The 15,349-nt window shown below is 62.7% G+C and carries 13 protein-coding genes; 5 read left to right on the top strand and 8 right to left on the bottom strand.

The features are described 5' to 3' along the window. The first annotated feature begins 329 nt into the window (after positions 1-329). From AC1RNN_RS11615 to AC1RNN_RS11605, 3 genes are all read left to right on the top strand, one after another. Positions 330-3,257 carry a ribonucleoside-diphosphate reductase subunit alpha gene (locus AC1RNN_RS11615; protein WP_493089193.1) on the top strand — a complete coding sequence of 976 codons (2,928 nt, stop codon included), beginning with the start codon at positions 330-332 and terminating at the stop codon, positions 3,255-3,257. Between the two features lie 120 nt (positions 3,258-3,377). Continuing rightward, positions 3,378-4,556 carry a ribonucleotide-diphosphate reductase subunit beta gene (locus AC1RNN_RS11610; RefSeq protein WP_493089195.1) on the top strand — a complete coding sequence of 393 codons (1,179 nt, stop codon included), beginning with the start codon at positions 3,378-3,380 and terminating at the stop codon, positions 4,554-4,556. Between the two features lie 171 nt (positions 4,557-4,727). Further along, the gene (locus AC1RNN_RS11605) at positions 4,728-5,192 is read left to right on the top strand and encodes a histone H1-like DNA-binding protein (RefSeq protein WP_493089197.1); all 465 of its coding nucleotides are present in this window, start codon (positions 4,728-4,730) and stop codon (positions 5,190-5,192) included. A 74-nt stretch (positions 5,193-5,266) separates the two neighbouring features. On the opposite strand, the gene AC1RNN_RS11600 is transcribed toward AC1RNN_RS11605, so the two are convergent. From AC1RNN_RS11600 to AC1RNN_RS11575, 6 genes are all read right to left on the bottom strand, one after another. Continuing rightward, positions 5,267-6,295 carry a zinc-ribbon and DUF3426 domain-containing protein gene (locus AC1RNN_RS11600; protein WP_493089199.1) on the bottom strand — a complete coding sequence of 343 codons (1,029 nt, stop codon included), beginning with the start codon at positions 6,293-6,295 and terminating at the stop codon, positions 5,267-5,269. Between the two features lie 31 nt (positions 6,296-6,326). Beyond that, positions 6,327-7,205, bottom strand: a complete 879-nt coding sequence (gene prmA / locus AC1RNN_RS11595) for a 50S ribosomal protein L11 methyltransferase (RefSeq protein ID WP_493089201.1) — start codon at positions 7,203-7,205, stop codon at positions 6,327-6,329. Positions 7,206-7,213: 8 nt separating this feature from the next. Next, positions 7,214-8,563, bottom strand: a complete 1,350-nt coding sequence (gene accC / locus AC1RNN_RS11590; protein ID WP_493089203.1) for an acetyl-CoA carboxylase biotin carboxylase subunit — start codon at positions 8,561-8,563, stop codon at positions 7,214-7,216. A gap of 12 nt (positions 8,564-8,575) precedes the next feature. Further along, on the bottom strand, positions 8,576-9,052 hold the full coding sequence (accB, locus tag AC1RNN_RS11585; protein WP_493089205.1) for an acetyl-CoA carboxylase biotin carboxyl carrier protein: 477 nt from the start codon (positions 9,050-9,052) through the stop codon (positions 8,576-8,578). A gap of 172 nt (positions 9,053-9,224) precedes the next feature. After that, a complete protein-coding gene (locus AC1RNN_RS11580; protein ID WP_493089207.1) occupies positions 9,225-9,791 on the bottom strand; it encodes a TlpA family protein disulfide reductase in 567 nt (188 codons plus the stop codon). Continuing rightward, on the bottom strand, positions 9,784-10,380 hold the full coding sequence (locus AC1RNN_RS11575) for a hypothetical protein (RefSeq protein WP_493089209.1): 597 nt from the start codon (positions 10,378-10,380) through the stop codon (positions 9,784-9,786). The genes AC1RNN_RS11580 and AC1RNN_RS11575 overlap by 8 nt, the downstream gene beginning before the upstream one ends. A gap of 143 nt (positions 10,381-10,523) precedes the next feature. Here AC1RNN_RS11575 and mpl point away from each other — a divergent pair, with 143 nt between their 5' ends. Together mpl and AC1RNN_RS11565 are read left to right on the top strand one after the other, a co-directional pair. After that, positions 10,524-11,912, top strand: a complete 1,389-nt coding sequence (gene mpl / locus AC1RNN_RS11570; protein WP_493089211.1) for a UDP-N-acetylmuramate:L-alanyl-gamma-D-glutamyl-meso-diaminopimelate ligase — start codon at positions 10,524-10,526, stop codon at positions 11,910-11,912. Positions 11,913-12,060: 148 nt separating this feature from the next. Then, on the top strand, positions 12,061-12,546 hold the full coding sequence (locus tag AC1RNN_RS11565; protein WP_493089213.1) for a hypothetical protein: 486 nt from the start codon (positions 12,061-12,063) through the stop codon (positions 12,544-12,546). Here AC1RNN_RS11565 and AC1RNN_RS11560 read toward each other — a convergent pair whose 3' ends face one another. Next, positions 12,547-13,674, bottom strand: a complete 1,128-nt coding sequence (locus AC1RNN_RS11560) for a 3-deoxy-7-phosphoheptulonate synthase (RefSeq protein ID WP_493089214.1) — start codon at positions 13,672-13,674, stop codon at positions 12,547-12,549. A 208-nt stretch (positions 13,675-13,882) separates the two neighbouring features. Then, positions 13,883-15,343, bottom strand: coding sequence for a metalloprotease TldD (gene tldD / locus AC1RNN_RS11555; protein WP_493089216.1), 1,461 nt, complete (start codon positions 15,341-15,343; stop codon positions 13,883-13,885). Between the last annotated feature and the right edge of the window lie 6 nt (positions 15,344-15,349).

Genomic DNA, 15,349 nt, shown 5'->3' with positions numbered 1-15,349 from the left:
CAGGCCGTGAAGGCAAAACCCTGATTTCATGCGGCTTTCCAAAGCAAAGCCGTCCGCAGCAAGCACCAATGCTTCGCTGCCCCCCAGAAACCACCATTTCACGCGCACGCCGGCAGCGCGCTTTACACCCTTGCATCAGGGCCTGCACCCGTGCGGTGCGCCCGGCACCCTAATGTCAGCCTGTACACTACTGGTAGTGGCTTGTATCCACCGCAGACCCCAGATATAGTGTCTCCAGTTCATGCAGCGCATGGCTTCGGAGCACTGGCAAGCGGCCCCTTCGGAGCAAGACCCAGCCCCCAAAAAATACTGATCTAGACGAGGAAATCATGGAATCTGTTTCTATTGCAACGCCCACTCCTTCGGCCAGCCTGCTGGCAACACATGGAGGCAGCAGCCCCGAAGCGGGCTTGGTCAATAACACCCTGACCCACTACCAGATCATCCGCCGCAATGGCGCTGTGGTGCCTTTTGAGCCCAACAAGATTGCCGTAGCCATGATGAAGGCCTTCCTGGCCGTGCACGGCACCCAGGGCGCGGCCTCGGCCAGCGTGCGCGAAACCGTGGACGGTCTGACCCAACAGGTGATCCGCGCTCTGATGCGCTCGCGCCCGGGTGGTGGCACCTTCCATATTGAAGACGTACAAGACCAGGTCGAACTGGGCCTGATGCGTGGCGGTCACCACGAAATCGCCCGCGCCTATGTGCTTTACCGCGAACGCCGCACACAAGAGCGTGCCAAGCAGGTAGCCCAGGCCACGCCCGCGGTACCTGCCATCCATGTGCTCGAAAACGGCCAGCGCGTGGCACTGGACCTGGAACAACTGAAGTCGCGCATCGAAACTGCCTGCGCTGGCCTGGGTACCGACGTGAAGGCCGCCCCCATCGTGGCCGAAACCATGCGCAACCTCTATGACGGCGTTCCCATGGACGAGGTCTACAAGGCGTCCATCTTGGCCGCACGCACGCTCATCGAGAAAGACCCCGACTACACCTACGCCACCGCACGCCTGCTGTTCCACACCATCTCGCGCGAAGTGCTGGGGCGCGATGTGGCCCAGGCCGACATGCAGGAGGCCTATGCCGACTACTTCCCCGGTTTCATCAAGCGCGGCGTGGATGCTGAGCTGCTGGATGAAAAGCTGCTGCAGTTCGACCTGAAGCGACTGGGCGCTGCCCTCAAGGCCAGCCGCGACCAACAGTTCGACTACCTGGGCCTGCAAACCCTGTATGACCGCTATTTCCTGCACGAAGGCAAGACCCGCATCGAGTTGCCCCAAGCCTTCTTCATGCGCGTGGCCATGGGCCTGTCACTCAACGAAATCGACCGCGAAGCCCGCGCCATCGAGTTCTACGAAGTGCTGTCCTCCTTCGACTTCATGTCCAGCACGCCCACGCTGTTCAACAGCGGCACGCTGCGCTCGCAGCTCTCCAGCTGCTACCTGACCACGGTGCCCGACGACCTGGACGGCATTTACGAGTCCATCAAGGAAAACGCCCTGCTGTCCAAATTTGCCGGTGGCCTGGGCAATGACTGGACGCGTGTGCGCGCTCTGGGCTCTCATATCAAGGGCACCAATGGAGAATCGCAAGGTGTGGTGCCTTTTCTGAAGGTGGTGAACGACACGGCCGTGGCGGTGAACCAGGGCGGCAAGCGTAAGGGCGCCGTGTGCACCTACCTGGAAACCTGGCACTTGGACATCGAAGAATTCCTGGAACTGCGCAAGAACACCGGCGATGACCGCCGCCGCACCCACGACATGAACACGGCCAACTGGATCCCTGACCTGTTCATGCGCCGCGTCATGGAAAAGGGCACCTGGACCCTGTTCTCGCCTTCCAACGTGCCCGACCTGCACGACCTGTTCGGCGCTGACTTCGAGAAGGCCTATGTGGCCTACGAGGAAAAAGCCGCCCGCGGCGAGATCAAGCCCAGCCGCACCGTGCAGGCCAGCGACCTGTGGCGCAAGATGCTGACCATGCTGTTCGAAACCGGACACCCCTGGATCACGTTCAAGGACGCTTGCAATGTGCGCTCCCCCCAGCAGCACGCCGGCGTGGTGCACTCCTCCAACCTCTGCACGGAGATCACGCTCAACACCTCCGACACGGAAACTGCTGTCTGCAACCTGGGTTCGGTCAACCTGCTGCAACACGTTAAGGATGGCGCACTGGACCACGACAAGCTCAAGCGCACCATTTCCACGGCCATGCGCATGCTGGACAACGTGATCGACATCAACTACTACGCCGTCAAGAAGGCGCGTGACTCGAACCTGCGCCACCGCCCCGTGGGCCTGGGCGTCATGGCCTTCCAGGACAGCCTGTATGCGCTGCGCATCCCTTACGCCAGCGAAGCAGCCGTGGAGTTCGCCGACAAGTCCATGGAAGCCATCAGCTACTACGCCTACTGGGCCTCCACCGAACTGGCCCGTGAACGCGGCAAGTACTCGAGCTTCAAGGGCTCTCTGTGGGACCAAGGCATCCTGCCGCCCGACACACTGGACCTGCTGGCCAAGGCCCGCGGCGGCTACGTGGAAGTGGACCGCTCCGCCACGCTGGACTGGGACGCCCTGCGCAAGAAGATCGCGGCCGACGGCATGCGCAACTCCAACTGCGTAGCTATCGCCCCCACCGCCACCATCTCCAACATCATCGGTGTGGACGCCTCCATCGAACCTTGCTTCGGCAACCTCTCGGTGAAGTCCAACCTCTCGGGTGAGTTCACCGTCATCAACAGCTACTTGGTACGCGACCTCAAGGCACTGGGCCTGTGGGACGACGTGATGGTGATGGACCTCAAGCACTTCGACGGCTCGCTCAGTCCCATCGACCGCGTGCCGCAAGACATCAAGCAGCTCTACGCCACCGCCTTCGAAGTGGAAACACGCTGGCTGGTTGAAGCCGCTGCACGTCGCCAGAAGTGGATCGACCAGGCCCAATCACTCAACATCTACATGGCTGGCGCCTCCGGCAAGAAGCTGGACGACACCTACAAGCTGGCTTGGCTGCGTGGTCTCAAGACCACCTACTACCTGCGCACCATGTCGGCCACGCACGCCGAGAAGTCCACGGTGTCCGCAGGTCGCCTCAACGCTGTCTCTTCGGGCAACGATGCGCAAGGCTCCACCAAGATGTCGAGCGCGCTCGAGGCTGCCGCCGCTGCCGCACAAGCGCAGATGGAGCTGGCCAGCAACGCAGCCACCGACATCAAATTCTGTGGTGTGGACGATCCCACTTGCGAAGCATGCCAGTAAATCGGGAGTGCATCGCGGCACATGCTGCGATGCTATAGAGCAACACAAATTGGCAGCGAAATGCATGACATCTTTTCATTTCATTTCGCTGCTCTCATAATCCGCTGATTGGAAATACCTATGTTGTCCTGGGACGAAGAAGTCAAGCCCACACCGTCGTCAAATTTTGCGCGCGACCCGTCTGAACAACTGTCGGTCGCGCAGGCAGCAGTCACCCCTGTTTCCCCCGCTTCGTCTCCTGTGCAGAACGCCGCAGCGCCTGCTGCACAAGCCGCCGCACCGCGCCGCGTGCGCGCCGACGACAAGCGCATCATCAACGGCCAGACCGACGTCAACCAGCTCGTCCCCTTCAAATACAAGTGGGCTTGGGAAAAGTACCTGGCCACTTGCGCCAACCACTGGATGCCACAAGAGGTCAACATGACGCGCGACATCGCGCTCTGGAAAGACCCCAACGGCCTGACCGAAGACGAGCGCCGCATCGTCAAACGTAACCTCGGCTTCTTTGTCACCGCCGACTCGCTGGCCGCCAACAACATCGTGCTGGGCACCTACCGCCACATCACGGCACCCGAGTGCCGCCAGTTCCTGCTGCGCCAGGCCTTTGAAGAAGCCATTCACACGCACGCCTACCAGTACATCGTCGAATCGCTGGGCCTGGACGAAGGCGAAATCTTCAACGCCTACAACGAAGTCTCCTCCATCCGCGACAAGGACCAGTTCCTGATCCCCTTCATCGAAGCGATCATGGACCCCGACTTCCACACCGGCACGCCCGAGACCGACCAGACGTTGCTTAAGAGTCTCATCGTGTTCGCCTGCCTCATGGAAGGCCTGTTCTTCTATGTGGGCTTCACGCAGATCCTGGCACTGGGCCGCCAGAACAAGATGACCGGCGCTGCCGAGCAGTACCAGTACATTCTGCGTGACGAGTCCATGCACTGCAATTTCGGCATCGACCTCATCAACCAGCTCAAACTCGAGAATCCGCACTTGTGGACAGCCGAGTTCAAGGCCGAGATCCGTGGCCTGTTCGAAAAGGCTGTGGAACTGGAATACCGTTACGCCGAAGACACCATGCCACGCGGCGTGCTCGGCATGAACGCCTCCATGTTCAAGGGCTATCTGCGCTACATCGCCAACCGCCGAGCCACCCAGATCGGACTGGAGGCGCTGTTCCCCAACGAAGAAAACCCTTTCCCCTGGATGAGCGAGATGATCGACCTGAAGAAGGAACGCAACTTCTTCGAGACGCGCGTGATCGAGTACCAGTCGGGCGGCGCCCTCTCGTGGGACTAAACCTTTCTTTTATGTTTCTCAGAATTTCACACCACTACCTCCGCAACCCGCTTGCGGCGGAGATGGTGTGTTCCCCCGTTCATGCCGCTGGGATCCAACCCAGCGGCATGAATCACTCCCTGCTCCCAATCGGCAGGCAGTGCTCTTTGTAAATTGATCAAGGAGAAAATCATGGCAACTGCAAAAAAACCGGCCGCTAAGAAGGCCGCTCCCGCTAAGAAAGCCGCACCCGCGAAGAAAGTAGCCGCCAAGAAGGCAGCTCCTGCCAAGAAGGCTGCTCCCGCTAAAAAGGTAGCAGCAAAGAAGGCAGCTCCCGCCAAGAAGGCCGCTCCCGCTAAAAAGGTAGCAGCAAAGAAGGCAGCTCCCGCCAAGAAGGCTGCGGCCAAAAAGGCCCCTGCGAAGAAGGCAGCTCCCGCCAAGAAGGCTGCGGCCAAAAAGGCCCCTGCGAAGAAGGCCGCTGTTGCAAAGAAGCCTGCAGCGAAAAAGCCCGTAGCGAAGAAGGCAGCGAAAAAGCCCGCTGCCAAGAAAGCAGCGAAAGCACCCGCTGCCGCCAAGGCTGCCCCTGCTGCCCCTGCGGCACAAACCACGCTGAATCCGCAAGCGGCTTGGCCGTTTCCGACCTCCAGCAAACCCTAAGCCCGCGTTTACGCGCTAGGCTGACAAGCCCGGACCCGCAAGGGTCTCGGGCTTTTTTCATGGTGGGTGAAGATTCAGGGGTAGAAGGCCAGCAGGCGGTAGCCCGAGATGCGCTCGGTACCGCTGCCCGATTTGACGCTGATGGGGATGGCCGTGGTCAGCTCGGCGCCCGCACCCAGCAGATCCTTGCCCGGTGCCAGTTCCGACGCAAGAAGCACGCGGCGCACCACAGGCTGGTCCTGCATATCAGTCAGTGTGAGCTCCAGCGCGGGCATGGCGAGACCGATGGCAGCCGTGCTCTTGAGCGTGAAGTTGAGGCGGTAGACATCGGCGCGCACCTTGGTGAACGACGAGCTGTCGATGACCACCGATTCAATCTGGCGCACCGGCTGTACCTTGCAGTCCAGGTACTCGCACAGCATGGCCAGAGCCTCTTGGCTCGCTGGCTCGGTGGCAGCAATGCGGTCGCGCTCATGCACCAGCACCTGCAGCAGCAGACCACCCAGCAACACCAACGCCACCAGCGAAAGCAGCACCCGCACACTGGTGCGCTGCCACACACTGGGTCCGCGCGCTTGGCGCATAAAGGAGAGTTTGGGCGCATCGACGGGGTCCACCGTCTTGACCTGGGCCTGTGCATAGCGTGGCTCGGGCGCGGGCACATCCTCTTCATCCGCGAGCGCCGGCTCGGGCGCATCACGCCCATGGCCGGGGCGCAGGTCCAACAGCGCGTCCAACTCCTTCTGGGCGTCGGCGATATTCAGCGCATCTGGCGCAGAGCGTTCGCGCACAGGCGGAGCATCGAGCACCTCGATGTTCTCGACCTGGGTCACTTCTTCCTCGGGCAGCAGTGGCTCTGGCTCTTGCGACTCAGCGGCAAAGCGCAGCGAGGTTTTCCAGTCCTCGTCGGCCTGGGACGCCTGCTCACTCTCCTGGGGGGCTACCGGCTCAGGAATCTGCTCGGGATCGGAATAGAGATTGGCGTTGGCGTCGAAGACTTCGTCGCACTGCCCGCAGCGTACCCAACCATCGGAAATGCGCAGCTGGTCCGGGACCACCTTGAACAGTGTGGCGCAGGCTGGGCATTGGGTGATCAGGCTCATCGTGTCACATTGTAGGGCCCAGCCCCGAGGTTCAGAGGCGAGCCGTCATCAGAATCCAGCCGTCTTCCTCATCGGCTACTGCGAGGCTGCAATAGGGTGCATAAGCAGCCTGCAGTTCCTCGGCTTGGCGCGCCAGAATGCCAGCCAGCACCAGATGCCCACCCGCTTTCACATGGGCACACAGCAGGGGTGCAAGCACTTTCAGTGGTGTGGCCAGAATATTGGCCAACACCAGCGCGTACAGGCCTTCCGCCTTGTCGGGCAGTCCGGCCAGCAGCTGCACACCATTGGCATCAGCATTGAGCACCGTCGATTGCACCGCAGCCTCATCAATATCCACCGCCACCACGTGCTGGGCACCAAACTTGGCCGCGCCGATGGCCAGAATGCCAGAGCCGCAGCCATAGTCCAAGACCTCGGGCTGCGCCGGGTTGCGTGCGACCCAGCGCAGACACATGCGGGTGGTCGGGTGCGTACCGGTGCCGAAGGCCAAGCCTGGGTCCAGGCGAATGACCTGTTTGGCTTGGGCAGGCGGCTCGTGCCAGGTCGGCACGATCCAGAACTCAGGCGTGATCTCCACGGGCGCGAACTGCGACTGCGTCAAACGCACCCAATCCTGCTCCTGCACCGCAGCCATGCCCAGCACCTGGCACCCTTCAAAGAAATCCTGCGCCTGCAACAACTGCGCCGCCTCAGCCGCCAGCGCCTGGTCAGCAAACAGCGCGATCACGCGCGAGCGCTGCCAGCCATCCTTGGGCGGGGGCATGCCGGGTTCGCCAAACAGGGCTTGCTCGGCATCGGTCTGGGCGTCCGCGTCTTCCACGCTGACGCTGAGCGCGTCCAGCGCATCGAGCGCATCGCTCAGCGTTTCGACCCGGTCTTCGGGGCACATCAGGCGCAGTTCAAACATCGCAGGCCTTAGCGCTTGTGCTGTTCCAGCCAGTGTTCTAGGTAGTGGATATTGGTTCCACCATCCATGAACTTGGCGTCCACCATCAGCTCGCGGTGCAGCGGAATATTAGTGTTGATGCCTTCCACCACTGTCTCGGCCAGCGCCGTACGCATGCGGGCCATGGCCTGCTCGCGCGTGTCGCCGTGCACGATGATCTTGCCGACCATGGAGTCGTAATTGGGCGGCACAAAGTAGTTGGTATAGACATGCGAGTCCACACGCACACCGGGGCCGCCGGGCGCATGCCACATGGTCACGCGGCCGGGCGAGGGGATGAACTTGTAGGGATCTTCGGCGTTCACACGGCACTCGATCGCGTGGCCACGCACCTCGATCTGGCGTTGGGTGAAGGGCAGCTTTTCTCCGGCCGCCACCATGATCTGGGTTTTGACGATGTCAATGCCGGTGACCATTTCGGTCACGGGATGCTCGACCTGCACACGGGTGTTCATCTCAATGAAGTAGAACTCGCCGTCTTCATACAAGAACTCGAAAGTGCCGGCGCCACGGTAACCGATCTTTTTGCAGGCATTCACGCAGCGCTCACCAATGCGTTCGATGAGCTTGCGGTTGATGCCCGGCGCGGGAGACTCTTCCAGCACCTTCTGGTGGCGGCGTTGCATGGAGCAGTCGCGCTCGCCCAGGTAGACAGCGTTCTTGTGCTTGTCGGCCAAGATCTGGATTTCGATATGGCGTGGGTTCTGGAGAAATTTCTCCATGTAAACCTCAGGATTACCAAAGGCCGCGCCCGCTTCGGCCTTGGTCATGGTGACTGCATTCACCAGCGCCGCCTCGGTATGCACAACACGCATACCCCGACCGCCGCCGCCACCGGCTGCCTTAATGATGACGGGATAGCCAACGGTTTTGGCAATGCGACGAATCTGTACGGGGTCGTCCGGCAATGCGCCTTCCGAGCCAGGCACGCAAGGCACGCCAGCCTTGATCATGGCCTGCTTGGCCGACACCTTGTCACCCATGATGCGGATGGATTCGGGTGTGGGGCCGATGAACTGGAAACCGCTCTTCTCGACGCGCTCGGCAAAGTCCGCGTTTTCGCTCAGAAAGCCGTAGCCGGGGTGGATGGCCTCGGCATCGGTCACCTCGGCAGCCGAAATGATGGCCGGCATATTGAGGTAACTCTGCGCCGAAGGTGCGGGGCCGATGCACACGGCCTCTTCAGCCAGCTTGACGTACTTGGCTTCGCGGTCCGCCTCGGAATAGACCATGACGGCCTTGATGCCCAGCTCACGACAGGCGCGCTGGATCCGCAAGGCAATCTCGCCACGGTTGGCGACCAGGATTTTCTTGAACATGGGTGGAGGTGCTTATTCGATGGTGAACAGGGGTTGGCCGTATTCCACAGCCTGTCCGTTCTCGCAGAGGATCTGGGTCACTGTGCCCGACTTGTCGGCTTCGATCTCGTTGAGGATCTTCATGGCCTCAATGATGCAGATTGTGTCGCCCTGCTTGATAGTGCTTCCCACTTCGACGAAGGCCTTGGCACCCGGAGCGGAAGAACGGTAGAACGTGCCCACCATGGGGGACTTCACCGCGTGGCCAGCCGCCGGAGCGGCAGCGGCGGGAGCAGCAGCCGGGGCTGCGACTGCAGCGGCAGGAGCGGCTGCAGGTGCTGCGGGTGCACCGGCAGGCGGCGCTGCATACACGGGCTGTGCATAGCCCTGAACCACGGCACCACCACCCTTGACGATGCGGACTTTGCCTTCAGCCTCGGTAATTTCAAGCTCCGAGACATTGGAATCCGAGACCAGATCAATCAGGGTTTTGAGTTTGCGTAAATCCATGGAGTCTCCAACAACCAAAAATGTGCGAAGCGGCGAATTTACCGCAAAAACACAATATCAGTCGATAATTTTGCCGATCACTATGCAAATGAGGCCATATTTGGCGAATTGCACAAGGCAGAAATGGGGCGAAATACCTCGGTACCGAGGGGCCCCGGCTAGGGTGGAGCCTCTATTTTAACCCAAGCCAGGCGTCGAGGTCCGCAGGCAGCACCCGGCCCATGCGGCGCTGCTGCACCACCCCATCGCTGGACAGGACCACCGTGAAGGGCAAGCCCCCGCTCAGGTTGCCCAGGCTGCGCCCCAGATCGGCCCCGGCCAGACCCGCCAGCGCGATGGGAAAGTCCAGCGGCGTGCGCTGCAGGAAGGCATTCACCGGCGCCTTCTTGTCCACGGCCAATCCCAGCACTTGCCAGCCTTTGGTCTGGTTTTCGCGGAAGAAGCGATTGATCAGCGGCAACTCCTCCACACAGGGCGGGCACCAGGTGGCCCAGAAGTTGACCACCAACGGACGCCCCTGAAAGCTCCGCATGCTCACGGTCTGCCCGGCGGGCGACTCCCAATGCTGGGCCCAGAAACCGGGCACCGGCTCGGCCACGGCAGGGGCATCGCCCGCACCCCGCCAGACAGCCACACCCACGCCAGCAAGTACTGCGCCCCCGGCCAGACCCCGCAAGGCCCAGCGGCGGGAACGTGATGGGCCGTCAGACACAAAGGGCACTTCGGGCTGATCAGACATGGGTAGCCTCCTGTAACAAGCGCGCCAAAGCGACGGCATCTCCACGCGGGCGACGGCCGCGGGCGTCGGGCTGCAGCGCGCCGCGCAGGTCGTCCAGGTCGTACACCAGCAAATGCACCCCCACCTGCTCGCCCAACGGACGGCACAGGGCGTGCACGCTCAGGGCATCCACCATCTCGCCATGCAGGCCCGGCACGGCACGGGCCTCAAAGCGCACGCCCCTGTCGATCAGTGCAATCTCCGCCGATTTGGGATCATCGCAAAACAACTGCAGATAAATGTCGGAACGGCGCGTCGCCGTGCCATGCCAAACGGCACCGCCTACATGGGGGCGGAAAGGCTCCAGGCGCTGCATCCACTCCAGAGCCAGCTCGCGCAGGGCCTGCAACTCGGCCGGCTGAGTGTCGGCGCAAAAGATGGCGATGTACTCTTCCACCGCGCGCTCCAGCTGCTCGTTGTCGGGCAGGGCCGCGCGTGCCGGCAGGCCCAGCTGCTTGGCAGCGCGGCGCTTGGCCGGGCCGTACTCCAGCCCTTCTTCCACCACCAGGCGGGCCGCAGTGACGGCTATTTCTTCTTTCACATCGTCCATGCCGCGATTGTGCCCTGCCCTCCACAACCCTGCCACGCTGCGGAAATGCTTCGTTTTTGATAGCTGCTCGCGCACATTCCACGGGGGCCAGAGGCAGATATCTCCAGGAATTTGCCGGCACTGGCGGCGCATAGAATAAGCCCATGCACATTCATATTCTCGGCATCTGCGGCACCTTCATGGGTGGCCTGGCAGCCCTGGCCCGCGAAGCCGGCCACCGCGTCACTGGCTGCGACAGCGGCGTCTACCCCCCCATGAGCGACCAGCTGCGCGCCCTGGGCATCGAACTGATTGAAGGTTTTGGCGCCGACCAGATGGCCCTGCAACCCGATATGTATGTCGTCGGCAACGTGGTGAGCCGCGCCCGCCTGGCCGACGGCACGCCCAAATTCCCGCTCATGGAAGCCATCCTGGACGCCGGCGTGCCCTACACCAGCGGACCGCAATGGCTGGCCGAGCATGTGCTGCAGGGCCGCCATGTGCTGGCCGTGGCCGGCACCCATGGCAAGACCACCACGACCTCCATGCTGAGCTGGGTGCTGGAGAGCGCCGGCCTGCAGCCCGGCTTTCTGGTCGGCGGTGTGCCCATGAACTTTGGCGTGTCCGCAAAACTTGGCGGCGGAAAATACTTTGTCATTGAAGCCGATGAGTACGACACCGCCTTTTTCGACAAGCGTAGCAAGTTCGTGCACTACCGGCCGCGCACGGCGGTATTGAACAACCTGGAATTCGACCACGCCGACATCTTTCCTGATCTCGCTGCCATCGAACGCCAATTCCACCACCTGGTGCGCACCGTGCCCGGCACAGGCCGCGTGGTGAGCAACGGCCTGGAGGAAAGCCTGGCCCGCGTGCTGCACCAGGGGTGCTGGAGCGAAGTACGCAGTTTTGGCGCCGCCGTGAGCGACTTCAGCGCCGAAGGCGAGCCGCACGACTTTGCCGTGCTCCACCAGGGACAGACCGTGGCGCGCGTGCAATGGAGCTTGGGTGGCGTGCACAACCAGCTCAACGCGCTGGCTGCCATTGCCGCCGCCGAGCATGTGGGCGTCAGCCCCGCCGTGGCTGCGCAGGCCCTGGGCAGTTTTGAGAACGTAAAACGTCGCATGGAAGTACGCGGACAGGTCACGTTGGCCGCAGGCGGCACCCCAGTCACGGTGTATGACGACTTTGCCCACCACCCCACGGCCATCCGCACCACCGTCAACGGCCTGCGCCGCCAAGTGGGTAACGCACGCATCCTGGCCGTCTTCGAGCCCCGCTCCAACACCATGAAGCTGGGCGCCATGAAAGCCCAGCTGCCCTGGAGCCTGGAAGAAGCCGACCTGGCCTTCTGCCACAGCGGCGGCCTGGGCTGGGACGCGGCAGAAGCGCTGGCGCCCATGGGCGCGCGGGCCGTGGTGTCGGACCACATCGCCACGCTGGCCCGGCAGGTGGTGGCGCAGGCACAACCCGGCGACCATATCCTCTGCATGAGCAACGGCGGCTTTGGCGGCATCCACGCCCAGCTGCTGGAGTTGCTACAAAAACAGTAGCTGCTCGCGCAAGTGGAACGGGGGCCAGGCCCCTGTTTTGCTGAAAATTTTGCGGGAATACCCTGAGCGCGGACCGTGGAAAAACACCAAAAAAGCACGACCGTGCCCGCTAAGATGCACTGACAAGACAGCCGCTTTTCCCGCACACATGTCCCCAGCCAAGCCCAAGAAGAGCAGCACCAGCCAGATCAAGACCTCCCAGTTCACGCCCCATGGCGTGGTGGATATCTGGATGGAGGGTCGGCTCATGCACTACGAAGCCACCGGCCCGTTCAACACCGAGCTGGTGGACTGCCTGGCGATCGCCCAGCGCGACTACCTGCTGGCCAGCCGGCCGCAAGGCCAGTGGGTGAGCGTATGCGCCGTGGTGGGCAATGCCATGAGCAGCCCAGAGGGCATTGCGCGCTATGCCGAGATCATGGCGGCGCCCAAGCCCGACAACATGATCCCGGTAGCGACCGCCTTCGTGATCGCGCCGGACGTGGAAGGCGGCGGCATCATGGCGCCGCAATTCCGCAAGATCTACGCCGACATCGGCCGGCCCTTCCAGATCTTCGAGACCATGGCAGCAGCCCAGATCTGGGCCGATGCCATGCTGCAGCAGGCGCAGGTGCCTGCCACTCCGGCTGCCTGATCAGCTCGCGCGGCGCGCCTTGACGGCGGCCGACAGCACTTCCAGCGACTCCAGCGAATCGTCCCAGCCCAGGCAGGCGTCGGTGATGCTCTTGCCGTATTCCAGCTTGGAGGCGTCGTCCTTGCCGGGGGTGAACTTCTGGGCGCCGGCCTGCAGGTGGCTTTCCACCATGACACCGAAGACGCTGCGCGAGCCGCCGCTGATCTGGCCCGCAATGTCCTTGGCCACTTCAAGCTGCTTCTCGTGCTGCTTGCTGCTGTTGGCGTGGCTGCAATCCACCATCAGGGTCTGGGGCAGCTTGGCCTTGGCCAGGTCGGCGCAGGCGGCGGCCACATTGGCGGCGTCATAGTTAGGCGTCTTGCCGCCGCGCAGGATGACGTGGCAGTCCGGGTTGCCATTGGTCTGCACGATCGCCACCTGGCCATTCTTGTGCACCGACAGGAAGTGGTGGCCGCCGGCCGCGGCCTGGATGGCGTCGGTGGCGATCTTGATGTTGCCGTCAGTCCCATTCTTGAAACCGATGGGCGCCGAGATGCCAGAGGCCAGCTCGCGGTGGACCTGGCTTTCGGTGGTGCGGGCACCGATGGCGCCCCAGGAGATCAGATCGCCCAGGTACTGGGGCGAGATCACGTCCAGGAATTCGCTGGCCGCAGGCAGGCCCAGGCGGTTGATCTCGATCAGCAGCTGGCGCGCTATGCGCAGGCCTTCGTCGATGCGGAAGCTCTCGTCCAGGTAGGGGTCATTGATCAGGCCCTTCCAGCCCACGGTGGTGCGGGGCTTCTCGAAGTACACGCGCATCACGATCTCCAGCGTGTCCTTGTACTGCTCGCGCACGGTCTTGAGGCGGCGTGCGTAGTCCAGCGCGGCGGCGGGGTCGTGGATGGAGCAGGGCCCGATGATGACCAGCAGGCGGTCGTCCGTGCCGGCCATGATGTTGTGGATGGTGCTGCGGGTGTCGGAGATCAGGCTCTCCACGGCGCTGCCGCGGATGGGGAAGAAGCGGATGAGGTGCTCTGGAGGGGGCAACACGGTGATGTCCTTGATGCGTTCGTCGTCGGTCTTGCTGGTGCGGTCGGCGGGTTGCGACTGTCCGTACCAGGCGTCGCTTGCAGAGGCTTTTGCGTTCATGTCAGGTCTCCAGAGTCCAGGTTGCAGATGAAAAAGGCATAAAAAAACCGCCGGGGGTGCCGGCGGTTTTTTGGGAAGATTCAGGACGTTTCTTTTGGGTACGTTCAGATCTCTCGACCGCCGGATGCGCGTGAGAACCAAAAGTAGCTAAAAAAGAAACGTGCGGAATGCATGGGGCTCAATGTAGCACAGCTTGCTGACAGCCCGCTCAGGCGGTGCCGCCCACGGTCAGCCCGTCGATGCGCAGGGTGGGCTGGCCCACGCCCACGGGCACACTCTGGCCTTCCTTGCCACAGGTGCCCACGCCGCTGTCGAGCTTCATGTCATTGCCGATAAGGGAGACGCGCTTGAGGCACTCGGGCCCGCTGCCCACCAGCGTGGCGCCCTTGACGGGGTACTGGATCTTGCCGTTCTCCACCCAGTAGGCTTCCGACGCCGAGAACACGAACTTGCCGCTGGTAATGTCGACCTGGCCGCCACCGAAGTTGACCGCGTAGAGGCCTTTCTTGATGCTCTTGACGATTTCTTCGGGCTCCTTGTCGCCACCCAGCATGTAGGTGTTGGTCATGCGCGGCATGGGCACATGGGCGTAGCTCTCGCGCCGGCCGTTGCCGGTGGGCTTCACGCCCATGAGGCGGGCGTTCATGTTGTCCTGGATATAGCCCTTGAGAATGCCGTCCTCGATGAGCACCGTCTTTTGCGTGGTGTTGCCCTCGTCGTCCACATTGAGCGAGCCGCGACGGTCGGCAATGGTGCCGTCGTCCAGCACGGTCACGCCCTTGGCCGCCACGCGCTGGCCGATGCGGCCGCTGAAGGCGCTGCTGCCCTTGCGGTTGAAGTCGCCTTCCAGCCCGTGACCAATGGCCTCGTGCAACAGGATGCCGGGCCAGCCGGAGCCCAGCACCACGGTCATCTCACCCGCCGGGGCGGGGCGCGCCTCCAGGTTGGTCAGGGCGGCGTGCACAGCCTGGTTCACATACTCTTCAATCTGCGCGTCGCTGAAATAGGCCAGGCCGAACCGGCCACCACCGCCGCCGGAACCGACTTCGCGCCGGCCCTTTTGCTCGGCAATCACCGTCACCGACAGACGCACCAGCGGACGCACATCAGCGGCCAGCGTGCCGTCGGCACGCGCCACCAGCACCACGTCGTATTCGGCCGCCAGACCCGCCATCACCTGAATGATGCGCGGGTCCTTGGCGCGGGCCAGTTTCTCCACCTTGCCCAGCAGCTCCACCTTGGTGCTGCTGTCCAGCGTGGCGATGGGGTCCAGACCGGGGTAGAGGCTGCGGCTGCTTGCTACTTTTTTGGGAGCTACCCGCGCACGTCCTGTGCGGGCTGCAGCCGAAATGGAGCGTACGGTGCGGGCCGCATCGAGCAGGCTGGCTTCGGAAATGTCGTCAGAGTAGGCGAAGGCCGTCTTCTCGCCGCTGACGGCACGCACGCCCACGCCCTGGTCGATGCTGAAGGAGCCGGTCTTGACGATGCCCTCCTCCAGGCTCCAGCCTTCGGAGCGGGTGTACTGGAAGTAGAGGTCCGCCTCGTCCACCTGGTGTGCCTGGATTTCCTGCAGGGCTTTGGACAGATGGCTTTCGTCCAGCCCGAAGGGGGTGAGCAGCAGGGATTTGGCCGTGGCCAAGCGTTCGATGGTGGGTTCGCGGGAGATCATGCGGCC

The organism is Rhodoferax sp. GW822-FHT02D07, from assembly GCF_058802405.1.
Note: the sequence above shows the minus strand (reverse complement) of the source record. Positions and strands in the feature narration are given on the sequence as shown.